The 24,196-nt window shown below is 62.8% G+C and carries 20 protein-coding genes; 11 read left to right on the forward strand and 9 right to left on the reverse strand.

Features of this window, described 5'->3' with window-relative positions:
* Positions 1 to 7 precede the first annotated feature (7 nt).
* On the reverse strand, positions 8 to 1,966 hold the full coding sequence (locus NKJ37_RS14935; RefSeq protein ID WP_352774203.1) for an acetoacetate--CoA ligase: 1,959 nt from the start codon (positions 1,964 to 1,966) through the stop codon (positions 8 to 10).
* A gap of 272 nt (positions 1,967 to 2,238) precedes the next feature.
* Between NKJ37_RS14935 and NKJ37_RS14940 the strand changes: the two genes are divergently transcribed.
* Entirely contained in the window at positions 2,239 to 4,092 is a 1,854-nt protein-coding gene (locus tag NKJ37_RS14940; protein ID WP_352555017.1) for an AsmA family protein, read from the forward strand.
* A 23-nt stretch (positions 4,093 to 4,115) separates the two neighbouring features.
* On the opposite strand, the gene NKJ37_RS14945 is transcribed toward NKJ37_RS14940, so the two are convergent.
* From NKJ37_RS14945 to NKJ37_RS14970, 6 genes are all read right to left on the reverse strand, one after another.
* Entirely contained in the window at positions 4,116 to 4,934 is an 819-nt protein-coding gene (locus NKJ37_RS14945; protein WP_013530251.1) for an ABC transporter permease, read from the reverse strand.
* Between the two features lie 4 nt (positions 4,935 to 4,938).
* Positions 4,939 to 5,913 (reverse strand): ABC transporter permease subunit, encoded by a 975-nt coding sequence (locus NKJ37_RS14950; RefSeq protein WP_023809176.1) that lies wholly within the window; start codon positions 5,911 to 5,913, stop codon positions 4,939 to 4,941.
* 8 nt (positions 5,914 to 5,921) lie between these two features.
* On the reverse strand, positions 5,922 to 7,061 hold the full coding sequence (locus NKJ37_RS14955) for an ABC transporter ATP-binding protein (RefSeq protein ID WP_013530249.1): 1,140 nt from the start codon (positions 7,059 to 7,061) through the stop codon (positions 5,922 to 5,924).
* 82 nt (positions 7,062 to 7,143) lie between these two features.
* On the reverse strand, positions 7,144 to 8,241 hold the full coding sequence (locus NKJ37_RS14960; protein ID WP_352555018.1) for a polyamine ABC transporter substrate-binding protein: 1,098 nt from the start codon (positions 8,239 to 8,241) through the stop codon (positions 7,144 to 7,146).
* 334 nt (positions 8,242 to 8,575) lie between these two features.
* A complete protein-coding gene (locus tag NKJ37_RS14965) occupies positions 8,576 to 9,526 on the reverse strand; it encodes a DMT family transporter (RefSeq protein WP_023809178.1) in 951 nt (316 codons plus the stop codon).
* A gap of 149 nt (positions 9,527 to 9,675) precedes the next feature.
* Complete coding sequence (locus NKJ37_RS14970; protein ID WP_352555019.1) at positions 9,676 to 11,118, reverse strand: helix-turn-helix domain-containing protein; 1,443 nt, start codon at positions 11,116 to 11,118, stop codon at positions 9,676 to 9,678.
* A gap of 226 nt (positions 11,119 to 11,344) precedes the next feature.
* On the opposite strand from NKJ37_RS14970, the gene aceA reads away from it, so the two are divergent.
* From aceA to NKJ37_RS14985, 3 genes are all read left to right on the forward strand, one after another.
* Entirely contained in the window at positions 11,345 to 12,634 is a 1,290-nt protein-coding gene (gene aceA, locus NKJ37_RS14975; protein WP_352555020.1) for an isocitrate lyase, read from the forward strand.
* Between the two features lie 59 nt (positions 12,635 to 12,693).
* Positions 12,694 to 12,936 (forward strand): SMc00767 family acetate metabolism repressor, encoded by a 243-nt coding sequence (locus tag NKJ37_RS14980; protein ID WP_006202762.1) that lies wholly within the window; start codon positions 12,694 to 12,696, stop codon positions 12,934 to 12,936.
* A gap of 231 nt (positions 12,937 to 13,167) precedes the next feature.
* Entirely contained in the window at positions 13,168 to 13,620 is a 453-nt protein-coding gene (locus NKJ37_RS14985) for a response regulator (RefSeq protein ID WP_352735548.1), read from the forward strand.
* Between the two features lie 68 nt (positions 13,621 to 13,688).
* On the opposite strand, the gene NKJ37_RS14990 is transcribed toward NKJ37_RS14985, so the two are convergent.
* Positions 13,689 to 14,402 carry an HAD family hydrolase gene (locus tag NKJ37_RS14990; protein WP_352774206.1) on the reverse strand — a complete coding sequence of 238 codons (714 nt, stop codon included), beginning with the start codon at positions 14,400 to 14,402 and terminating at the stop codon, positions 13,689 to 13,691.
* A 163-nt stretch (positions 14,403 to 14,565) separates the two neighbouring features.
* Here NKJ37_RS14990 and NKJ37_RS14995 point away from each other — a divergent pair, with 163 nt between their 5' ends.
* From NKJ37_RS14995 to NKJ37_RS15010, 4 genes are all read left to right on the forward strand, one after another.
* On the forward strand, positions 14,566 to 16,002 hold the full coding sequence (locus tag NKJ37_RS14995; protein WP_027035719.1) for a glutamine synthetase family protein: 1,437 nt from the start codon (positions 14,566 to 14,568) through the stop codon (positions 16,000 to 16,002).
* Positions 16,003 to 16,092: 90 nt separating this feature from the next.
* Positions 16,093 to 16,410: a four helix bundle protein gene (locus NKJ37_RS15000; RefSeq protein ID WP_352774208.1), complete on the forward strand. Its 318-nt coding sequence runs from the start codon at positions 16,093 to 16,095 to the stop codon at positions 16,408 to 16,410.
* A 64-nt stretch (positions 16,411 to 16,474) separates the two neighbouring features.
* The gene (locus NKJ37_RS15005; RefSeq protein WP_352441043.1) at positions 16,475 to 17,761 is read left to right on the forward strand and encodes an NAD(P)/FAD-dependent oxidoreductase; all 1,287 of its coding nucleotides are present in this window, start codon (positions 16,475 to 16,477) and stop codon (positions 17,759 to 17,761) included.
* A gap of 262 nt (positions 17,762 to 18,023) precedes the next feature.
* Entirely contained in the window at positions 18,024 to 18,851 is an 828-nt protein-coding gene (locus tag NKJ37_RS15010; RefSeq protein WP_352611482.1) for an SH3 domain-containing protein, read from the forward strand.
* 91 nt (positions 18,852 to 18,942) lie between these two features.
* Here the strand turns inward: NKJ37_RS15010 and NKJ37_RS15015 are convergent, their stop codons facing one another.
* Positions 18,943 to 19,689 carry an SDR family oxidoreductase gene (locus NKJ37_RS15015; protein ID WP_128302651.1) on the reverse strand — a complete coding sequence of 249 codons (747 nt, stop codon included), beginning with the start codon at positions 19,687 to 19,689 and terminating at the stop codon, positions 18,943 to 18,945.
* A 314-nt stretch (positions 19,690 to 20,003) separates the two neighbouring features.
* Between NKJ37_RS15015 and zwf the strand changes: the two genes are divergently transcribed.
* The 3 genes from zwf to edd all read left to right on the forward strand — a co-directional run bounded on the left by zwf (position 20,004) and on the right by edd (position 24,068).
* Positions 20,004 to 21,473, forward strand: coding sequence for a glucose-6-phosphate dehydrogenase (gene zwf, locus NKJ37_RS15020; protein WP_023809187.1), 1,470 nt, complete (start codon positions 20,004 to 20,006; stop codon positions 21,471 to 21,473).
* Positions 21,455 to 22,171: a 6-phosphogluconolactonase gene (gene pgl, locus NKJ37_RS15025; RefSeq protein ID WP_352611481.1), complete on the forward strand. Its 717-nt coding sequence runs from the start codon at positions 21,455 to 21,457 to the stop codon at positions 22,169 to 22,171. The genes zwf and pgl overlap by 19 nt, the downstream gene beginning before the upstream one ends.
* Positions 22,172 to 22,244: 73 nt before the next feature.
* On the forward strand, positions 22,245 to 24,068 hold the full coding sequence (edd, locus tag NKJ37_RS15030) for a phosphogluconate dehydratase (protein ID WP_352774210.1): 1,824 nt from the start codon (positions 22,245 to 22,247) through the stop codon (positions 24,066 to 24,068).
* Positions 24,069 to 24,196: the final 128 nt, after the last annotated feature.

Here is a 24,196-nt window from a genome sequence, read left to right on the forward strand (position 1 = left end):
CTGCCAATTACTCGGCCAGTTGCGGCAGGTTCTTGAACAGCTCAAGCGCCTCTGGATTGGCGAGCGCTTCCTTGTTCTTGATGGCGCGGCCATGCACGATGTCGCGCACCGCAAGCTCGGTGATCTTGCCCGACTTGGTGCGCGGGATGTCGGTGACGGCGACGATCCTTGCCGGCACGTGCCGCGGGCTCGCGCCGCTACGGATTTTTGCCCGTATGCGTTTTTCCAGATCCTCGTCGAACTGCACGCCGGCGGCTAGCCGCACGAACAGGACGACGCGCACGTCGTTGTCGAAGTCCTGTCCGATGCACAGTGCTTCCAGGATCTCAGGCATCTGCTCGACCTGGTTGTAGATCTCCGCCGTGCCGATCCTCACCCCGCCCGGGTTGAGCGTGGCGTCGGAGCGGCCATGGATGATGAGACCGCCATGCTCGGTCCATTCGGCGAAATCGCCATGACACCAGACATTGTCGAAGCGCTCGAAATAGGCCGCCCGATACTTCTTGCCGTCGGGGTCGTTCCAGAAGCCGATCGGCATCGCCGGAAAGGCTTTTGCGCAGACCAGCTCACCCTTTTCCTGTCGGACCGGCCTGCCATCGTCATCCCAGACATCGACTGCCAGGCCGAGGCCGGGTCCCTGGATCTCGCCGGTCCAGACCGGCTGCGTCGGCACGCCGAGCACGAAGCAGGAGACGATGTCGGTGCCGCCGGAGACCGAGGCCAGATGCACGTCCTTCTTGATGCCGTCATAGACGAAGCGGAAATCTTCCGGCGACAGCGGCGAGCCGGTGGAGGAGATTGCCCGCACAGTGGCCAGATCATGCGTGCGGATCGGCTTGAGACCAGCCTTGCGCACGGAATCGATGAACTTGGCCGAGGTGCCGAAAAAGGTCATCTTCTCGGCATCGGCGAAATCGAACAGCACATTGCCGTCGGGATAGAAGGGCGAACCGTCATAGAGCAGCAGCGTGGCACCCGAAGCGAGCCCCGACACCAGCCAGTTCCACATCATCCAGCCGCAGGTGGTGAAGTAGAAGAAGCGGTCGCCATCGGTGAGACCGGCATGCAGCCGGTGTTCCTTGACATGCTGGATCAGCGTGCCGCCGGCCGAATGGACGATGCATTTGGGAATGCCGGTCGTTCCCGACGAAAACAGGATGTAGAGCGGATGCGAAAACGGCAGCGGCTCGAAAGTGACAGGCTTGCCGGCGAAGGGCGACAGCGCCTCTTCCAGCGCTACCGCCTTGTCGATGGTCCCGGCGACATCGCTCGATGTGCCGAGATAGTCGACGACCAGGATCTTGCGGACAGTGCCGAGCTTGGCCGCGACCGCGGCGATCTTGCAGGCGACTTCGATCGCCTTGCCATTGTACCAATAACCATCCGGCGCGATGAAGACGACGGGCTCGATCTGGCCGAACCTGTCGAGTACGCCCTGCTCGCCGAAATCGGGAGAGCAGGACGACCACACGGCACCGATCGAGGCGGCGGCCAGCATGGCGGCGACGGTCTCCGGCATGTTGGGCATCATGGCGGCAATGCGGTCGCCCTTCTTCACCTTGAGCGACAGGAAAAGCTGCTGCAGCCGCGAGGTCAGCGCGTGCAACTCGTTCCAGGACAGCCGGCGCTCGACCTTGTCTTCGCCGCGAAACACGATTGCGTCGCCTGAGCCGGTCTTCTTCAGCAGATTCTCGGCGAAATTCAGTGTCGCATCGGGAAAGAAAGAAGCGCCGGGCATCTTGTCGCCGTCGACGAGCAGGTTATCGCCCTTGTCGCCGACGATGCCGCAGAAATCCCAGACCAGGCTCCAGAACCCTTCACGGTCATCGACCGACCAGGCATGAAGCTGCGAATACGAGGAAAAAGCTACGCCGGCTTTCACTCCGGCGGCCCTGGTGAAGGCGGTCAAGGGTGCTGCGTCAATCTGGTCTTGCGTCGGGGTCCAGAGCGGTTGTCCGGCAGCCATGATCGTTCCTCCACGGTCGCCATCGCTTATGCATATCGCAGCGCAGCAGAGCAAGATTTTGTTCGGCTGATGCGACCAGATGTGCGCAAATGCCATCGCCGGGCCATAAAGACTTGAAATGCCTCAGCCCTAAGTCGTAGTGACAACTTGAAGTCGTAGTGACGGCCGGAAGTCGTGGTCACGACTGCAGTCGTGGTGACGACTGGGGTCGTGGTGACGACTGGGGTTACACCCGTCGGGCGATTTGTCGGAATGGAAGCATACGGGGCCATATGCCATCATCTATGATCCGGCGCGGAATATGGGCGATCGGCGCTGCCGTGATCGTCGTCGCGCTGGTCGTTGCCGCCCTGCCGCTGATCGCCTCCACCCGTATCGTGCGCGACCGCATCGCCTGGGAAATGAGTGCGTGGAGCGGCTTCCGGGTCGCCATCGACGGTTCGCCGCGCATCGAGGTCTGGCCGACATTCCGCGCAATCCTGACCGATGTGACGCTTTCGCAATGGACCGACACCGAGGCGCCGCCGGTGGTCGAGGCAGAACGGGTCGAGATCGATCTTTCCGCCATGGCGGCGCTACGCGGCGACGTGGTGTTTGCGACGGCGCGGCTGGTGCGGCCGACGATCCGGGTTCAGCGCACGCCTGCCGGCCTTTTCCTGCCTGCTGTCCCGACCGGCGGGCGCATCACGCGCTCCATCGACACGGCGCGCGGCGTGGTCAATGCCGACCCCGCCAAGCCGGACCTCGACAAGCTGCCTACCGACACCTTCGGCACGGTCGAGTTTCGCGACGGCCGAATGGTCGCCTCCATCGGCGGCAAGGACGTCGAGATCCTGAGCAGTTTGAACGGTCAGGCGAATTGGGCGGCGATGAACAGCAATGCGACGCTGTCGGCAACAGGGATCTGGCGGGGCGAAAGCGTCGCGCTGGACGTCGCCTCGGCCAAACCGCTTGTGCTGTTTGCCGGCGGCACGGCGCCGCTGGCGCTGTCCTTCAAGGCGGCACCCGCCACCTTCTCGTTCGACGGCACGGCCAGCATGTCTGAAAATACCTATTTCGACGGTCAGGCGAAGTTCTCGGCACCCTCGCTGCGGCGCGTCCTGGAATGGTCGCAGGCCGGCATCGCTCCGGGCGCGGCGATCGGCTCGGTCAGCATTTCGAGCAAGATCACCGCGACCGGCGGGCGCGTCAAGTTCGACAACACGGCGATTGCGCTCGACAACAATCCGGGGATGGGTGCACTGGACCTCTCGCTTGGTGAAGCACAACCGGTAATCTCCGGCACGCTCGCCTTCGACACGCTCGACCTCAGATCGTTTCTGTCGGCCTTCACCCCGCTGGTGCCGACCGGAGGGGCGGGACCCGGCGAAATCGACACAAGTTTCGCCGACAAGATCAATCTCGATCTGAGGCTGTCGGCAGCCCACGCCACGGCGGGGCCTATCCAGCTCGCCGACGTCGCCGCCACCGCCCAGGTCAAGGATGGTCTGTCCGTCTTCGACATTTCCGATGCCTCGGCCTTCGGCGGCAACATCCAGACCAGCCTTCGCTTCGATCGCAAGCCGGAAGGCTCGCAGGTCGAGATCCGCCTTCTGGCGTCCGACATCGACGGCGGTGCTTTCGGCACGGCGGCAGGGATGACGCGGCTGGTGCCGGTCGGCACGGGCACCGTCTCGGTGATCCTCAAGGGGCCGGGCAGAACCTGGGATTCCATCTTCGACAATGCCGACGGCTCGGTCTCGGCGACGTTCGGGCCGGGTGCGTTGAGCAAGCTCAACCTGCCGGCCTTCCTCAAACATACCGAACAGGGCGGCTTCTTCGCGCTCGACGATGTCTCTGACGGAACATTGCCGATCGACGGTGCTGAGATCAAGGCCACCATTTCGAAGGGCGTAGCGCGGATCGACAAGGCCGAGGCCAATTCAGCGAAGTACAAGATCTGGCTATCCGGCATCGCGTCCTACGCCGGGCGCGGACTGGCCTTGTCCGGCGGCGTCATTCAGCCTGAGCAGGCGGCAACGCAGGCCAACGGCCAGCAAGGTCCCAACCAGTCGTCGTTCTTCGTCGGCGGGACATGGAGCACGCCGTTCATTTCCCCGATCAGCCGCGGCGTTTCGGGGGAATAGGCCGCCACCGCGCCTCCTATCTTTCACCCGCGCTGCGCGGCCTGCTCGTCGAGCTGGCGCTGCACCTCACGCCGTTTGTTGGCAAGCGAGGCGATGATGACGCCAATCGCCACGACGGCGATCAGAATGGTACAGGCGGCGTTGATTTCCGGCGTCACGCCGAGGCGAACCTGGCTGTAAATCTTCATCGGCAGCGTCGTCGCGCCCGGCCCGGAGGTGAAGCTGGCGATGACCAGATCGTCGAGCGAAAGGGTGAAAGCCAGCATCCAGCCGGAGACGATCGCCGGCATGATAACCGGCAATGTGATCTGGAAGAAGGTCTTCACCGGCGTTGCGCCAAGATCCATCGCGGCTTCTTCCAGCGAGCGGTCGAAGGTCATGAGGCGCGACTGCACGACCACGGCGACGAAGCACATGGTCAGCGTGATGTGGGCGAGCGTCACGGTGAGGAAGCCGCGGTCGAGCCCGACGGCGACAAAGAGCAGCAGCAGCGACAGGCCGGTGATGACTTCCGGCATGACCAGCGGCGCAAAGACCATGCCGGAGAATAGCACCCTGCCCTTGAAGCGCGTGTAGCGGGTCAAGGTGAGTGCCGCCAGGGTGCCCAGCACCGTCGCAACCGTGGCCGAGATCAGGCCAACACGCGCCGTCACCCAGGTCGCGTCCATGAGGCCTTGGTTGTGGAACAGCGAGACGTACCATTTGGTCGAGAAACCGCCCCAGACCGTGACCAGTTTCGATTCGTTGAACGAGAAGACGATGAGCAGCACGATCGGCAGATAGAGAAAGGCAAATCCAAGCACGATCGAGGTGATGTTGAAGCGGCTCCAGGTGGCGTTCATGAGGTCACCTGTCCATTTCCTGAGCGCGCGCCTGGGCCCGCTGGAAGAGCATGATCGGCACGATCAGCAGCAACAGCAGGATGACGGCGACGGCCGACGATACCGGCCAGTCGCGATTGGCGAAGAACTCGTTCCACAACGTCTTGCCGATCATCAGCGTCTGCGATCCGCCGAGCAGATCGGGAATGACGAACTCGCCGACGGCCGGAATGAACACCAGCAGACAGCCCGCGATGACGCCGGGCAGCGATAGCGGGAAGGTGATCTTCCAGAACGCGCTGGTCGGCGGACAGCCGAGATCCTTGGCTGCCTCGATCAGCGAATAGTCCATCTTCTCAAGCGCGGAATAGAGCGGCAGCACCATGAACGGCAGGTAGGAATAGACGATGCCGATGAAGATCGCCGTATAGGTGTTGAGGATGATCAGCGGCTGGTGGATGACGCCGGTGGCGAGCAGCAGCTGATTGAGCAGCCCTTCGGGCTTGAGAATGCCGATCCAGGCGTAGACGCGGATCAGGAACGAGGTCCAGAACGGCAGGATCACCAGCATCAGCAAGGTTGGGCGGATCGTCGCCGGCGCGCGCGCCATGCCGTAGGCGATGGGATAGCCGACGAGCAGTGTCAGGACCGTCGAGACCGCGGCGATGATGACGCTGGTCACATAGGCGTTGAAGTAGAGCGCGTCCTGCGTCAGCCAGGCGTAGTTGTCGAGGCTGAGTTGTTTCAGCTGGGCGAGGAACCCGGAAACTCCGCCGCTGAAATCGAGCGCCGGCGTATAGGGCGGAATGGCGATCGCCGTCTGCGACAGCGAGATCTTGAAGACGATGACGAACGGAATGAGGAAGAAGAACAGCAGCCAGACATAAGGGATGATGATGACCAGTCGGCCAACGAAGGCAGCACCCAGCCTGGCGAGGATGGATTTGCCGGCATTGGTCGTCGGAGAGGCTGATGCGGTGGTGACGGCGGCGCTCGACATGGTCGCCCCTACCGCGTCAGCACGACGCCGGCGTCGGGCCGGAAGGAAACCCAGGCGCGGTCGTTCCAGCTCAACGGATCCTCGGTGATGCGGGCCGCGTTCATGGTGCTGGCGCGCACCACCTGGCCGTCGTCCAGCCTGACATGATAGACGGTCATGTCGCCGAGATAGGCGATGTCGTAGACCTCGCCCTCGATGGCGTTGACCGCCTCGGCCGGTTTCTTCGACGACACCTTGATCTTTTCGGGCCTGATGGCGAAGGTGACGGCCGTCCCGGCGCCGGCGGTGCCGGCATTGTCGGTGCGGATGGTGATGCCGTTGCCGGCATCGATGCTGGCGCTGCCGGCCTCGCCACGCGCGATCTTGCCCTCGAACATGTTCACATTGCCGACGAAGCCGGCGACGAAGCGGGACCCCGGCGCCTCGTAGACTTCGGCCGGCGTTGCCACCTGCATCACCTCGCCCTTGTCGATGATGGCGATGCGATCGGCCATGGTCATCGCCTCTTCCTGGTCGTGGGTGACGACGACGAAGGTCAGGCCGAGGTTCTGCTGCAGGTCCATCAGTTCGAACTGCGTCTCCTCACGCAGCTTCTTGTCGAGAGCGCCAAGCGGCTCGTCGAGCAGCAACACCTTCGGCCGCTTGGCGACCGAGCGGGCGAGCGCGACGCGCTGGCGCTGGCCGCCGGACAGTTGGTGCGGCTTGCGCTTGGCGAACTGCTCGAGTTTGACCAGCTTCAGCATCTCGGCAACGCGCGATGCGATCTCGGGCTTCGGCATGCCGTCCTGCTTGAGGCCGAAGGCGATGTTGTTCTCGACCGTCATATGCGGGAACAGCGCATAGGACTGGAACATCATGTTGACAGGCCGCCGGTAGGGCGGGATGCCGCGCAGATCCTGGCCATCGAGCAGAATGCGGCCGGCTGTCGGCTCCTCGAAGCCGGCGAGCATCCTGAGCAGCGTCGACTTTCCACAACCGGAAGCACCGAGCAGCGCGAAGAACTCGCGCTCGAAGATGGTCAGAGACAGATTGTTGACGGCGGTGAAGTCACCGAACTTCTTGGTGACGTTGTCGAACTGGATGTACGGCTTGGCGTTCGGGTCGTTCCACGGTGCAAAATCCCTGCGGATGCTGCCAAGCGATTTCATGTCCCACTCCGTCCTGATTCTTGCTTCTTGCCCCAGGTAGAAACGGTCCCGGCAGGTGGCTGCCGGGACCGTGTCGGATTGCTTACTGGCCAGTGACGATCTTGGTCCAGGTGCGCGTGATGACGCGCTGGGTCTTGGGATCGTACGGCGAGACGGTGTAGAGCTTCTTTATGGTCTCGGCATCGGGATAAACCGAAGGATCCTCCAACAATGCCTTGTCGACGAATTGCTGCGAGGCCTTGTTGCCGTTTGCGTAGAGCACGTAGTTCGACGACTTGGCGATAACTTCCGGCTTCATCATGTAGTTGATGAACTCGAGCGCCTCCGCGACATGCGGCGCGTCGGCAGGGATCGCCATCTGGTCGAACCACATCTGCGCGCCCTCCTTCGGCACGGAATAGCCGATTTCGACGCCCTGCTTGGCCTCGACCGCGCGGTTGCGGGCCTGGAACACGTCACCCGACCAGCCAACGGCCAGGCAGATATCGCCGTTGGCGAGCGCGTTGATGTATTCGGAGGAGTGGAACTTCCTGATGTAAGGCCGGACCTTGAGCAAGGTCTCCTCGGCCTTGGCGATATCATCGGGTGACGTGCTGTTCGGGTCGAGGCCGAGATATTTCAGTGCGGCCGGAATGATGTCGGCCGGCGAGTCCAGCACGTAGACACCGCAGTCCTTCAATTTGGCCAGGCTATCGGGATTGAAGAAGACATCCCAGCTGTCGATCTTGTCGGTGCCGAGTGCCGCCTGCACCTTCTTGATGTTGTAGCCGATGCCAACCGTGCCCCACATGTAGTTGACCGAGTATTCGTTGCCGGGGTCGTACTTGGCGGTGCGCTCGGTAACCGTATCCCACATGTTGGAAATGTTGGGCAGTTTCGACTTGTCGAGCTTCTGGAACACACCGGCCTGGATCTGGCGCGCGAGGAAGTTGCCGCTGGGCACGACGACGTCGTAGCCGCTGCCGCCGGCAAGCAGCTTGGTTTCCAGGATTTCGTTGGAATCGAAGGTGTCATAGACGACCTTGATGCCGGTTTCCTTGGTGAAATCGTCGATGATCGAACTGTCGATGTAGTCCGACCAGTTGAAGACGTTGACGACACGATCCTCGGCGTGACCGCCGACGGTGAAAAGTGTCAGGAATGCCGAGGTTGCCGAAAGCCAGAGCGCTTTGCGGATCATGCTATTCTCCTTTGATGAGTGTTCCTTCACCGGCTCGTCGCGATATCAGCGCGACCGGCATTTTCTTCAGACTATTGAGCTTTCCAAGGGGCGACAAGCGCGAACTGCCGAGACCATGCAGGCGGTTCGATGAGATGGCTCGATGCCCCTGAGGCGGGCTGGGAGGCATACCGTCATAGGCTTTCGCCGTGGCGCGGGCAGAGATACGACGATATGGTCCGGTCTCGATCGGACCGGCTGGGAGACTTGGCAAGATACGCCTGTCTTGTTGTTGCCGTATTCCCAGCCTGCCCGTGCTGCAGCGACGTTGTCAATGGCAAAGCTGCAGGCCGCTTCAATTAGGCGACGGCACCCCGGTGACCCCGGCGCGTTCGGGCCGTGCCTGGCGCTTGAATTCGAGCCCGATATGGACGAGCAGCGCCGTGACAACCACCGCACCGCCAATGATGGTGCGCCCCGACGGCACCTCGGAATGGATGAGCCAGACCCATATCGGACCGAGGATCGGTTCGAACGTGCCGAGCAGCGCCGCGATGGCCGCCGGTATCAGCCGCGCTCCGGTGGCGAAGAAGGCGAGGCCGAGGCCGAGATTGACCACGCCGAAGGCAAACAGAAAGCCCATGTCGCTGACCGACACGGCGAAGGTCGATGCCTGCGAGACGGCAAAGCCGGCCGCGAGCATGGTGCCGAGGCACGTCGCTGGCGTCATGCGCACGCCGGAAAACCGCCGGGTGATGACGGTGGCGACCGAGAACATGACCGCGATCAACAGCGCCAGCCCATCGCCTATGGGCGAGACGGCGCCATCCAGCGATTCCGACACCATGATGGCGACGCCGGTGATGACGGCGGCGATTGCCACCCATGTCGCGACACCAACCCTTTCGCGAAACAATGCCCAGGCAAACAGCGCCGCCAGCAACGGCACGCCGGCCTGCATCAACAGGATGTTGGCGACGGTGGTGTAGGCCAGCGCGACGACAAAGGCTGTGGATGCGGTGGCGAAGCAGATCCCGACGGCAAGGCCGGGCAGACCCATGTCGCGGAACAGCTTCAGCGTGCCACGCCAGCCGTCACGCCAGACCATGAAGCAGACCAGGAAGGCGGCTGCCCAGACGGAGCGCCAGAAAATGACCGTCCAGCTGTCACCGACAGTGATGAAGCGGGCGATGGTGCCGCCGAAACTCCACATCAGCGCCGACAGGAAGACCAAAAGCATGCCGACGCGTTCCTCGCGCGGCGAGACGGCTGGCGATGCGACGATCGGCGATGCGGTATCGATCATGAGCGCGACTGTCGGGCTTTTGTGGACGGGACGATGCGCAAGGGACGACAAAAAGATGCTCTGTTCGCGTACCGCAAAGGCGCAGGCCGGAACTGAGCCAGCGGCCGGCGACAATTGTGGCACCTTGCTCCTATTTCAGAGGAACACGGCTACTGGAAATCGAAGGCACTCAGGCCCGTCACCATCTCGTCGAGGCCGAGCGGGCGCGTCACCGGCGGCTCGGCGCGCGCCAGGCAGCCGACGCGTTCGCAAAGCCGGCAGGCAGGCCCGACCGGCGTCGCCGCGATACTGCCAGCCTTTGCGGTGATTGCCGCACCGGGTAATGCCGCGCCATAGACGATGTCGTCACGAAAGCCGATGTCGCAGCCAAGCAGCAATGCGGTGCGGCGCGGGCGTTCCGAGAACGCGCCTTGCGGCCCTTCCAGTGTGCGGGCGATGCACAGGAACTCGGCGCCGTCGGGCATTTCCACCGTCTCGACAAAGATCTGGCCGGGTTGGGTGAAGGCAACATGCACGGGCAGCTTGGGACAGCCGCCGCCAAAGCGGCTTTGCGGAAACCCCTGGCTGCCGGCCTTGCGGAAGCGGTTGCCGGCATTGTCGACCTCCAGCATGAAGAACGGCACGCCCGAGGCACCCTGCCGCTGCAGCATGGTCAGCCGGTTGGCTGCCTGTTCGAAAGAGACCCCGAAGCGCGAACGCAGGACATCGATGTCATAGCGGGCGCGCACGGCAGCCGCATGAAAGGCCTGATAGGGCATCATCAGCGCATGCGCCGCATAACGGCCAAGTTCGAAGCGGGCCAGGCGGCGCGCCTCGTCGGTGCTCAGCTTGAGCGCCTGGATCTCGCCGGCGACCGCGACCGTCATGCGGATCAGGCAGGCCTCCATCGCGACTTCGCGCAGCTGGTCGAACGGCGACAGCCGTTCGGACAGGAACAGGCGCTGCGAATGACGATCATAACGGCGGCGCCAGTTCGGCATGGTCGCGACCGGCAGCACCTTGACCACGATGCCATATTCGCGCTTCAGCCAGGCCTTCAGCGCGCCGAACAGATCGTCGCCGGGATCGAGCACCGAGGTGAACGCCGCGGCCTCCTCCTCGAGGGCAGCAAAATGGTTCGGCCGGCGCTCGAAAATCTCGTGCACCTCGTCGATCGGCAGGCGGGCGCCGGAAAGCGCCGTCGCCCGACCTTCGCGCGCCAAAAGCTCGTTGAGATCGGACAGGCGCTCGGCCTGCTCGCGATAGGCGCGGAACAGTTTTATCACCGCCGCGGACGCATTGGGCGCCGCCTCGGCAAGCTCGATCAGTTCCTGATCACCCGGCAACTCGCCGACCAGCAGAGGGTCGGTGAACACTTCCTTCAAGGCAGCGACAGATCCCCTCGCCTCGCCCTGCAGCTCGTGTGGATCGACCTTGTAGACGGAGGCCAGCCTGAGGATCAGCTGCACCGTCAGCGGCCGCTGGTTGCGCTCGATCAGATTGAGATAGGATGGCGAAATGCCAAGACCCTCGGCCATCGCCGTCTGGGTCAGGCCCTTGGCGTTGCGGATGCGGCGGATGCGCGGCCCGGCGAAGATCTTCTGGTCAGCCACGGACTGTCCTTTACAGCATTTACACGAATTTTCTGGCTTTGGCCTTTTACAACAATGACAAATTTACAATGCACCTCTGTAAAACACAACACAGGTTTTCTCTTATATTCTGCCGGCTTTGTGGATTTATGTGGCTGATTTCGCGCAGAAATGTAAATCCAGTCATACCCAACGACCCCAAATTCTTGACGCCTTGACACAGATCAGCAATCCCTCGGAGTGACCAATGACTGATTTTTACAACCTCGTCCCATCGGCCCCGGAAGGTCGCTTCGACGGTATCGAACGGCCCTACTCCGCGGCGGATGTGAAGCGCCTGCGCGGTTCGGTGCAGATCCGCCAGAGCCTCGCCGAAATGGGCGCCAACCGGCTGTGGAAGCTGATCCACGAGGAGGACTTCGTCAACGCGCTCGGCGCCATGTCCGGCAATCAGGCGATGCAGCAGGTGCGCGCCGGGCTGAAGGCGATCTACCTGTCGGGCTGGCAGGTTGCCGCCGACGCCAACACGGCTGGTGCGATGTATCCGGACCAATCGCTCTACCCGGCCAATGCGGCGCCCGAACTGGTCAAGCGCATAAACCGCACGCTGCAGCGCGCCGACCAGATCGAGACCTCCGAAGGCAACGGGCTTTCGGTCGAGACCTGGTTCGCGCCGATCGTTGCCGACGCGGAAGCCGGCTTCGGCGGACCGCTCAACGCCTTCGAAATCATGAAGGCCTTCATCGAGGCGGGCGCCGCCGGCGTCCACTATGAGGATCAGCTTGCGTCGGAAAAGAAATGCGGCCATCTCGGCGGCAAGGTGCTGATCCCGACCGCGGCGCACATCCGCAACCTCAATGCCGCGCGCCTGGCGGCGGACGTGATGGGCACGCCGACCCTGGTCGTCGCGCGCACCGATGCGGAAGCCGCCAAGCTGCTCACCTCGGACATCGACGAACGCGACCAGCCTTTCGTCGACTACGACGCCGGGCGCACGGTGGAAGGTTTCTACCATGTCAGGAACGGCATCGAGCCCTGCATCGCCCGCGCCATCGCCTATGCGCCTTACGCGGATCTGATCTGGTGCGAGACCTCGAAACCCGACCTGGCACAGGCCAGGAAATTCGCTGAGGGCGTGCGCAAGCATCATCCCGACAAGCTGCTCGCATACAATTGCTCGCCCTCGTTCAACTGGAAGAAGAACCTCGACGACGCGACGATCGCCAGGTTCCAGAAGGAGCTCGGCGCCATGGGCTACAAGTTCCAGTTCATCACGCTCGCCGGCTTCCACCAGCTCAATTACGGCATGTTCGAACTGGCGCGCGGCTACAAGGCGCGGCAGATGGCGGCCTATTCCGAGTTGCAGGAAGCGGAGTTCGCGGCCGAAGCCAATGGCTACACCGCGACCAAGCACCAGCGCGAGGTCGGCACCGGCTATTTCGACGCCGTGTCTATGGCGATCACCGGCGGCAAGTCGTCGACCACCGCCATGCATGAATCGACCGAGCACGCGCAGTTCAAACCAGCCGCGGAATAGCGGATCACAGAAATACAGAGGAAACGCCCAACAGGGCTTGGAACACAAGGAGAAGACCAATGGCATCGATAAGCCGCGTCAAGGAACGCGCCGAGGAGCAGTCGACGACGATGAGCGTCGACCAGCAGGCGACGATCCGCATGCTGGCCAACGACCTGCACCGCCTCAACCAGTCGGTGATGAAGGCGGTCGAGGCGGGCGTCTCGGTCGAGCTCGTGCGCTCGGCACGACATCACGGCGGCGACGGCAACTGGGGCGATCTGCTGATCCCGGTGATCGTCACGCAGCAGAGCCACGGCTGACCGAAATCCATGCAACCGACCCTTCACCTGCGCAGCCTCTGCGCAGGTGAATTTTCTTTTCATCAAGCTCACGTGTGGACAGTTGAGTACAGTAGCGTTGCTTGAAATTCACTGCTCCCGGCGATGATTTAGGATACTTTTATTTCAACTTGACATAGGCTCCGATCTCACGCCAATTGCGCTCCGGATTCAACTCTGCATTGAAATAGGGGCGAGCTTCTTGGCCGACTTGTGTGCCCGGTGAACCGCGAAGGCGAGACTCCAAGACATCCGAATCTGGCGACCCGTGACTCGAGCGCCGAGGCGATCCGTGATCCGTCGCAGGTGCTTGTCGTCGGGAAATCGCCAATCAATCGCGTGGTGATTTCAAAGATCGTCGAGCGATCCGGGCTCAAGCCAATCTCGGAATCTCCCGACACGGCGGCAAGGATCTTGCGGTCCCTCATTCCCGGTGCGGTTGTCCTTGACGGCGGCGCCGACAACACGGACTGCGACAATCTGATGTCCAGCATCGCCGCGTTGCGCCGCGCCTCGGGCAAATCGCTGCCACCGGTAATCCTGCTGTCAACCAAGAATGGCACGACGGAAAGCCTGGGCCTGTCTGGTATCATCGACGTGGTGGTCGCCAAGCCGATCACGCCCGAACGGTTGCAACCGGTGATCGATCGCCTCATCGGCCGCTAAGGCAATTGCGGGAAAGTGTGTAACGGTTTTTCCGTCCGGAATCGAGCAAACTAGGTAAGGCCCGGCAATCACGGATCGATGATGCTTTCGATCAGTCCGGGCAACTGTCCGAGATCGGATATCTGGCGGAACCTCGATGCGGTTACCGGCGCTTCGACATGCTCCAGCACCCAGGTCAGTTCATGCGGCACATGGACACCCCAGCCGCCGGCCTCGATGGCCGGCACCACATCCGACTTCAACGAGTTGCCGACCATCATGCTTTTCGCGGCACCATCGCCGTGGCGGCTGAAGATCCTGCTATAGGTGGCGGCATTCTTGTCGCTGACGATCTCGACCGCGTCGAACAGATCGCCAAGGCCAGAGCCAGCCAGCTTGCGCTCCTGGTCGAAGAGGTCGCCCTTGGTGATCAGCACGAGCCGGAATGCGCCGGCAAGCTTTTCGACCGTCTCGCGGGCGTGCGGCAAGGCCTCGATCGGATGACTCAGCATTTCGCGGCCGGCATCGAGAATCTCTGCTATGACCGAGGCCGGTACGCGGCCTTGCGTGACCTCGATCGCCGTCTCAATCATCGACAGGGTAAATCCCTTGATGCCGAAGCCATAGACGGCGAGGTTGCGCCTTTCGGCCTCCAGCAATCGTGCCGAGATATGCTCGGCTTCGCCATGGTCGACGAGCATGGCGGCAAAGCGCTTTTCCGTCAGCCGGAAGAACTGCTCGTTCTGCCACAGCGTGTCGTCGGCATCGAATCCGATCGTCGTCAGTTTGCCGTTGGGCCGCATTCAATTTCTCGATTAAGATTTGGGCCTCGATTGGAATTGCGACGGCCGAAACTAGGCCGATTGGCGTGATTTTCAACCGCACCGGCCAATGCCCGACGCGGCTCCCCTTCCCTTCCACAGGGGGGCACGGCTATACTCCACAATCCGCAACCCAATCTGGTGAATGATGCCGCCTGCAAAAAAGGAAGTCCGTCCGTCGAGCCGCGGAGGACGCGCCCGCACGCCTGCCTTCGTGAAAAATCAACGGGGCGTCAAGAACTGGAAGGAAGTCAGCGCCTGGCTGGAGTGGCGCGGCATCGAGGACATCGAGTGCATCACGCCCGATCAGGCAGGCGTTGCGCGTGGCAAGATGATGCCGTCGAAGAAATTCACCTCCAACACCTCGCTGGCACTGCCTTCGGCTGTCTTCATGACGACGATCTCCGGCGGCTACCCCGAGGATGGCAATGGCTTCCATTATCCGGAAGACGACGGCGACCTTAAACTGATGCCCGACCTGTCGACGCTGACGGTGGTGCCCTGGGAAGAAGACCCGACGGCCGCGGTCATCTGCGATCTCGTCCACCAGGACGGACGCTCGGTCGAGTTCACGCCGCGCAACGTGTTGAAGCGTGTGGTGGCTGCCTATGACAAGCTCGGCCTGAAGCCGGTGGTGGCGCCCGAGATCGAGTTCTACCTGGTGCGCAAGAATCCCGATCCGGACTATCCGCTGACGCCGCCGGTCGGCCGTTCTGGACGCGCAATCGGCGGCGGCGCCGGCTATTCGATCGCCGGTGTCAACGAATTCGACGAACTGATCGACGACATCTACCATTTCTCCGAAAGCCAGGGCCTGGAGATCGATACGCTGATCCACGAGGAAGGTGCCGGGCAGCTGGAGATCAATCTGCGCCATGGCGACCCGATCGAGCTGGCCGATCAGGTGTTCATGTTCAAGCGCACCATTCGCGAGGCGGCGCTGAAGCACGAGATCTACGCCACCTTCATGGCCAAGCCGATCCAGGGGCAACCCGGCTCCGCCATGCATATCCATCAGTCGATCATCGACAAGAAGACTGGACAGAACATCTTTTCGGCCGCTGACGGCTCGGAAACCGACGATTTTTTCCACTTTATCGGCGGCATGCAGAAGCATGTGCCGAACGCGCTGGTGATGTTCGCGCCCTACGTCAATTCCTACCGCCGGCTGACACAGGCGGCGTCGGCGCCGGTCAACAACAAATGGGGCTATGACAACCGCACCACGGCATTTCGCGTGCCACGTTCGGATCCGGCGGCTCGGCGCGTCGAAAACCGCATCCCGTCCTCCGATGCCAACCCCTATCTAGCGCTTGCGGCATCGCTTGCCTGTGGGCTGATCGGCATCACCAACAAGATCAAGGCCGAGCCTCCCGTGCTGACCACCGCCAATGCCGACGAGATCGACCTGCCGCGCGGCCTGCTCGAAGCCGTCGACCTGTTCGAGGGCGACGAGGAACTCTGCGCGCATCTGGGCAAGTCCTTCGCCGCCACCTATGCGGCGATCAAACGGGCGGAGTTCGAGACCTTCATGGAAGTGATCAGCCCGTGGGAGCGGGAGTATCTGCTGCTGAATGTTTAGGGGAGTAGGGGAGTAGGGGAGTAGGGGAGTAGGAACGAATGGCCGAAAAAACAGGCTCCTACAAGGAACTTGCTGGTTTGGCAGCAGGCGATGGACCTTGTAGTGGCTATTTACGGCGCAACGAAATCTTGGCCAAAGGAAGAACTTTATGGACTGACCAGCCAAGCGCGACGCGCTGCAAGCTCGGTGCCGGCAAACATAGCGGAGGGGTATGGCAGAGAAATTCGAGGCTCTTATCTGCAGTTTCTCCGTATTGCCCAAGGATCATTGAAGGAACTGGAAACTCAGCTTCTGATTGCTGAACGCACCGGCATCGCGCCGAAAGCGACGACGGCCTCGTTGTTGGCGAACACCGAAAGTGTGGGAAAGCTTCTTCGACTTCTCATCCGTAGACTTGCAACCGGATAGCCTCCCCTACTCCCCTACTCCCCTACTCCCCTACTCCCCTACTCCCCTACTCCCTGCGAGCATCATGCCCTACCAATCCCCGATCTCCCCCGGCCGGTCCTGGTATGAGGACACAGCCGGTCCGAGACCTGAATACCCGGCGCTGGATGGCGACCGGGCATGCGATGTCGTCATCGTCGGCGGCGGCTTTACCGGTTTGTCGGCGGCGGCGCATCTGGCCAAGGCAGGCACCAATGTCGTGCTGATCGACGCTTACCGCTTCGGCGATGGCGCCTCCGGGCGCAATGGCGGGCAGCTCGGCACCGGCCAGCGCGTCTGGGCCGAGGACCTGGAAGCCGAGTATGGCTTGGCCCGCGCCAAGGCGCTGTTTGATCTTGCCGAAGAGGCCAAGGCGCATCTCCTCGAATTCACTGCCGCCAACCAGATCGATATCGACTATATGCCGGGCCAGCTCTCGGTGGCGCACAAGCCGCGCTATGTCGACGACTACAAGGCGCATGCCGAGATCATGGCGAGCCGTTTTTCCTACCCGCATATCTCGTTCATGGATGCCAGGGAGACGGCGGAGCGGTTGGGCTCGACCGCCTATTTCGGCGGCACGCGCGACACCGGCACCGGCCACATCCATCCGATGAAGCTGGTGATCGGCACGGCGCGGGTGGCAGCGCTTGCAGGCGCGCAGCTGTTCGAGGGGACGCCCTCGACCGGCATCATCTCCAGCGGCGGCAAGGTCAAGGTTTCGACACCGAGGGGGACGGTGACGGCGCAGAAATGCCTGATAGCGGTCAACGCCTATGGCGGCGCGCTCGAGCCGGTTAGTGCGGCGCACATCATGCCGATCGGTTCCTTCATCGGTGCGACCGTGCCTCTGGGAGCGGACTCGAACGTTTTGCCGGGCGGCGAGGCGGTCGACGATTCCCGCTTCGTCGTGCGCTATTTCCGCAGATCGAAGGACGGACGGCTGCTGTTTGGCGGACGCGAGGTCTATGGCGTCAACGATCCGAAGGATATCCACATTCACATCCGCCGCCAGATCGCGGAACTCTATCCGGCGCTCGGGGATGTCGAGATCACGCATGGCTGGGGCGGCTATGTCGGCATCACGGTGCCGAGAAAGCCTTTCGTGCGCGAAGTGATGCCCAATGTGATCTCGGCCGGCGGCTATTCCGGCCACGGCGTCATGCTGTCGAACTACTTCGGTAAACTCTATGCCGAAACCGTTGCCGGCAACCGCGACCGGCTGAAGCTGATCGAGGATCTGAAAATCCCGCCGTTCCCCGGCGGTCGGCGCTTCCGCACGCCGCTGCTGTTCCTGGCGCTCAACTGGTTTGCGTTGCGGGACAGGATCTAGCCGACCGACCTGGTGTAATATTGTAATATTCATTGTAACATTTGTTGCCCGTGCGACGCATTGCGCAATTTCCCGCAAAGGCGCAGAATCCCCTATAATGGCGTACTGATGCCACAATCGCAGGCGAAAGCTGCCGGTTCTGGGCGATTGTTCGGGGATTGTTGCGGGACTGCCCGCGTTGTTTTTTTGACCTATGCGGATCAGACGCCGGACTTCCGGCACCGACCGATAGAACGTCGGCCCGCTTATGGAGGTGGCAAGAGTGAGAGAGCCCTTCAGTTTCGGTACGCCGGAACGTCGGCGCTTTGCCATGCAGTTCGGATACGACATGCGGCCGTCCTTCTGGCAGGAAATCCGTTCGAACTCGCATCTGGTGATCGCCGCGATCGGCACCGCCGCACTGCTTGGCGTCGCCGCCGTGGCGCTGTGGCTGGCATTGCCGGCCAGCGACAGACAAGCGGCAGCGAGCCCCGAGCAGACCATTCCAACGGTTCCGGTGAAGACGACGAAAATAACCCCGGTTGGGGCCGCGGTCGCCGCGGCAGCCGTGCCGCAGGCGCGCAAGTCCGACGCTATTCCGACAACCGTGGCGGCCGCGCAAGCCAACATCCCCGCACTCGCCGCCAACGATCCGCGCTGGACCGGTTCGCAGCCGAAGGACGCCGCCACTTCCGATTCGACTGCTCCCAGCCAGGCAGCGGACAAGCAAGCTGCGGCATTCGCACAGCCGGCAGCCGATACCGATGCCGCCACCGAACTTGCCAAGGTAGCCGCGCCCAGCGCAGCCGCGGGCAACCACCCCGACGGCGCACAAACCGCCGCCATCCCCGCGGTGCAGCCGCAAGAGCCAGCGGCAGAAGGCGATGACAGCCAAGCCAAGGCGAAGCCCAGGAAAGCCGCAGCCGCCGGAACAGGGCGCATCCTGAGGGCCGTGACCATGCGAAGCGGCCCGAAGAAAAATGCCGCCGCCATCGGTACGGTGCCAGCCAAAACCTCGGTGCAGGTGATGAGCTGCAAGAAATGGTGCCAGATCACCTACAACGGCAAGACCGGCTGGATCTACAAGAGTTACATCAAGACTGGCGCGTGACGTACCCCGCTCTGCGTGAGGCAGGCCTGTTGTTCTGATGCATGTCGTTCTCCCAAACCGGGGCCGCTTTCGAGCGACATACATCAGGCTTTCAGATGCAGCGGCCGCCATCGACCTCCAGCGCCACGCCGGTGATGAAGGCGGCCTCGTCCGAGGCCAGCCAGAGTGCGGCGTTGGCGATGTCGAGCGGCGTCGAAAGCCGGCCGAGTGGGATCGATGCGCGGAACTTCTCGCGGATCTCGGGCGTGTCGGCGCCCATGAATTTCTCCAGCATGCCGGTCTCGCCGGCAACCGGGCAGAGGCAGTTGACGCGGATGTTCTTCGGCGCCAGTTCCACCGCCATCGATTTGGTGGCGGTGATCGCCCAGCCTTTCGACGCATTGTACCAGGTGAGGCCGGGGCGCGGCCGCAGACCCGCGGTGGAGGCCGTGGTCAGGATGACGCCGCCGCCCTGCCGCTCCATGATCGGCACCACGGCAAGTGCCGCGTGATAGATCGCCTTCATGTTGACGGCGGTTATCAGGTCGAAGGTGTCCTCGTCGACGTTGAGCATGTCGCCGTTGCGATGGGTGTAGCCGGCATTGTTGACCATGATGTCGATGCGGCCGAAGGCGCTTTTCGCGGCATAGACCATCTCGTCGAATTCGGAGCGCAGCGAGACATCCGTCTGGGTCCAGATCGCCGCTTCTCCGATCTCGCCGGCGACGCGCTCCGCGCCCCTGGCGTTGAGATCGGCGACAACGACCCTGGCGCCCTCCTGCGCAAAACGCCTGGCAATGCCCTCGCCAAAGCCCGACGCAGCGCCGGTGATGATCGCAACCTTGTTTTCCAGACGCATGTTTTTTCCGCTCACTATTGGTGACCATCAACGGGCACGTCATTGGCGCTCATCCGCGCAAAGCCACGGCTTCTGACCGGATTGGCCGAAAGATGTGGGTCCATCGCCGATTTCTCCTTTGGCTTTCGCGTCGATCCCGCTCTATGCTGCAACTGCGAAGGCTTCCGGAGCCGCGCCTTCGACAAGCCTCCGGGTCATCGGACTGTCAAGGGGCCGGCGCATACACCCAGATGTGACACCATGGCACTGGAAAATTTAAATCGATTAGATTATATCAGCCGCGTCACAGCGACCGGCGTCAAAGCGGACAGACCATGACCAGCCAGATCATCCCCGTCGAGCCTTTCGACTTCATCATTTTCGGCGGCACCGGCGATCTGTCGGAACGCAAGCTTCTGCCGTCGCTCTATTATCGCCAGCGCGACCATCAGTTTTCGGAGCCGACACGCATCATCGGCACGTCGCGCTCGAAAATGAGCGATGAGGAATTCCAAGCCTTCGCCAAACAGGCGATCTCCGAGCACGTCAAGCCGGCCGACATCGACGCCAAGGAACTGAAGACTTTTCTGGCGCGGCTGTCCTACGTCTCCGCCGATGCGACGAGCGGCGCCGGCTTCGACAAGCTCAAGAAGGCGATCGGAGACAGCGACCGCATCCGAGCCTTCTACCTGGCGGTGGCGCCGGCGCTGTTCGGCGACATCTCGCACAAGCTGAAAGAGCACAATCTGATCACGCCGAACTCGCGCATCGTGCTGGAAAAGCCGATCGGCCGCGATCTCGATTCGGCACGCAAGCTCAACGACCTGGTCGGCGACGACTTCCACGAAAGCCAGATCTTCCGCATCGACCATTATCTCGGCAAGGAGACGGTGCAGAACCTGATGGCGCTGCGTTTCGCCAACGCGCTCTACGAGCCGTTATGGAATTCAGCCCATATCGACCATGTCCAGATCACAGTCGCCGAGACCGTCGGTCTGGAAGACCGCGTCACCTATTACGACAAGGCCGGCGCGCTGCGCGACATGGTGCAGAACCATATGCTGCAGCTGCTGTGTCTCGTCGCCATGGAAGCGCCGTCATCGATGGATGCCGACGCCGTGCGCGACGAGAAGCTGAAGGTGCTGCGGGCACTGAAGCGCATCAACGGCAACGAAGCGCCGAAGCACACCGTGCGCGGCCAGTACCGCGCAGGCGCCTCGGCCAGCGGAGCTGTAAAGGGCTATGTCGAGGAGCTTTCCCACGACAGCAATACCGAGACCTTCGTCGCCATCAAGGCCGAGATCGGCACCTGGCGCTGGGCGGGCGTTCCGTTCTACCTCAGGACCGGCAAGCGGCTGGCAACCCGGGTTTCGGAAATCGTCATCGAATTCAAGCCGATCCCGCATTCGATCTTCGGCGACAGCGCTGGTCCGATCTTCGCCAACCAGCTGGTCATCCGGCTGCAGCCCGACGAAGGCGTCAAGCAGTTCATCATGATCAAGGATCCGGGTCCGGGCGGCATGCGGTTGCGCCAGATCTCGCTCGACATGAGTTTTGCGCAGTCCTTCGATGGCCGCGCGCCGGACGCCTATGAGCGGCTGATCATGGACGTCATCCGTGGCAACCAGACCCTGTTCATGCGCCGTGACGAAGTCGAGGCGGCGTGGAAATGGATCGACCCGATCCAGAATGCCTGGGAAAGTGCCAGGCAGGAGGCGCAGGGCTACACGGCGGGCACCTGGGGCCCATCGGCCTCGATAGCACTGATCGAACGTGACGGGCGGACATGGCACGAGAGCAATTGAACAGCGCCGCCTATAGCTGGAACGGCTTCGCCGGGCGCCAGGAACTGGCGGCCGCCCTTGCCGGCCATGTTGCAGGCAGACTGACCAAGGCGATCGCCGAGCGCGGCACGGGGCTGCTCGCCGTCTCCGGCGGCACCACGCCGGCAAAATTCTTCGCCGCCCTTTCGGCGATACCTATCGCCTGGGACAAGGTGATCGTGACGCTGGTCGACGAGCGTTTCGTGCCGGCCTCCTCGCCACGCTCCAATGCCGGGCTGGTAGCCGCCAATCTGTTGCAGAACGCGGCCAAGGCGGCTCGTTTCGTGCCGCTCTATCACGAAGCCACCAGCATCGAGGATGCGGCCTCGTCCGATGATGCAGCGCTCCGGTCCTTGCCATGGCCGCTCGATGTCGTCGTGCTCGGCATGGGGCCGGACGGCCACACCGCTTCGTTCTTTCCCGATGCCGACGATCTGGCAACGTTGCTCGACCCGTCTTGCGACAGGATCGTGCTGCCGGTTCATGCGGCAAGTGCGGGCGAGCCGCGGCTGACCCTGTCGCTGGCGCGCATCGTCGAAGCCGGCTTCATCGCGCTGCACATAGAGGGTGAGGACAAGCGTACCGCCTTCGACGGCGCGGTTGCGCCCGGGCCGCGAAAGCCAATCCGTGCCGTGCTCGACGCAGCACATAAGCCCGTAGAGGTTTTCTGGGCCCCCTGAATCTCGATTTACTCTGGTCCCGGCAAACGGCGGGAGGATGTTTCCGGGACCTCGCCTGAAAGGACCGACCGCCATGACCGCCAGACGCGACATCGAAGCCATCACCGAACGCATCCGTCAGCGCTCAAAACCAGGCCGCGAGCGTTATCTCGGCCGCATCGTCGAGGCATCGAACCGCACCGCCAACCGGGCTGTGCTGTCGTGCGGCAATCTCGCCCACGGCTTTGCGGTGTGCAGCCCCTCGGAAAAGCTCGCGCTTGGCGCCGACAAGGTGCCGAACCTGGGCATCATCACCTCCTACAACGACATGCTGTCGGCGCATCAGCCGTTCGAGACCTTCCCGGCGCTGATCAAGGACGCGGCCCGCGAAGCCGGCGGCATCGCCCAGGTGGCCGGCGGCGTACCGGCAATGTGCGATGGGGTCACGCAAGGCCAGCCCGGCATGGAGCTGTCGCTGTTTTCGCGCGATGTCATCGCCATGGCCGCCGCGATCGGCCTGTCGCACAACATGTTCGACGCCGCCGTCTATCTCGGCGTCTGCGACAAGATCGTGCCGGGGCTGGTGATCGCAGCGCTCACCTTCGGCCATCTGCCGGCGGTGTTCATTCCGGCCGGACCGATGACATCAGGCCTGCCCAATGACGAAAAAGCCAAGGTCCGCCAGCTCTTCGCCGAGGGCAAGGTCGGACGCGCCGAACTGCTGGAGGCCGAGTCCAAATCCTATCATGGGCCGGGGACCTGCACCTTCTACGGCACGGCGAATTCCAACCAGATGCTGATGGAGATCATGGGCCTGCACACGCCGGGCGCTTCCTTCGTCAACCCTGGCACGCCGCTGCGCGATGCGTTGACCCGCGAGGCGACGAAGCGGGCGCTGGCGATCACCGCGCTCGGCAACGCCTATACGCCTGTCGGCCGGATGATCGACGAACGCTCGATCGTCAACGGCGTCGTCGGCCTGCACGCCACCGGCGGCTCGACCAATCACACCATCCACCTGATCGCCATGGCGGCGGCGGCCGGCATAGCCATCACCTGGCAGGATATTTCCGACCTGTCGGAGGCGGTGCCACTGCTGGCGCGGGTCTATCCGAACGGCCTCGCCGACGTGAACCATTTCCACGCCGCCGGCGGGCTCGGCTTCCTGATCCGCGAGCTGCTCGACGAAGGCATCTTGCATGAGGATGTGCAGACGGTGTGGGGCGAAGGCCTGCGGCCCTATGCGGTCGAGGCAAAGCTCGGCGCCGACGGAGGCGTGGTGCGCGAGGCCTCGCCGAAGGCAAGCGGCGACGAAAAGGTGCTGGCGCCGTTCAACAAGGCATTCCAGGCGACCGGCGGCCTGAAGGTGCTGTCAGGCAATCTCGGCCACGCCGTCATCAAGACTTCCGCGGTGAAGCCGGAGCGGCGTATCATCGAGGCGCCGGCCAAGGTCTTCGACAGCCAGCAAGGGCTGAACGATGCGTTCAAGGCCGGCACGCTGATCGGTGATTTCATCGCCGTCATCCGCTTCCAGGGGCCCAAGGCCAACGGCATGCCGGAGCTGCACAAGCTGACTACCGTGCTCGGCATCCTGCAGGATCGCGGCCAGCGCGTGGCGCTGGTCACCGACGGACGCATGTCGGGCGCCTCCGGCAAGGTGCCGGCGGCGATCCATGTCACGCCGGAAGCGGTCGAGGAGGGTCCTATCGCCAGGATCCACGAAGGCGACATCATCCGGCTCGACGCCGAAGCCGGCACACTCGAAGTGCTGGTGCCGGCCGGCGACTTCGCTTTGCGCCGGACGGCGGATGCCGATCTCATCGGCAACGAGTTCGGTTTCGGCCGCGAGCTGTTTGCCGGCTTTCGACAACTGGTCGGCCGCGCCGATCATGGCGCCAGCGCCTTCGGCACGGCTTGACGGCAGTTCTGCGTAGTTCACAAAAAAGGGCGGCACATGGCCGTAATGCAGTTCACTTAAGTTGGGCTGGATGAGGATCTGGTAAGACCTATCGAACAGGATGGAGATTCGTTTCCATCCTGTTCGTG

The sequence above is a fragment of the Mesorhizobium sp. M0140 genome, assembly GCF_040322475.1.
Taxonomy (GTDB): Bacteria; Pseudomonadota; Alphaproteobacteria; order Rhizobiales; family Rhizobiaceae; genus Mesorhizobium.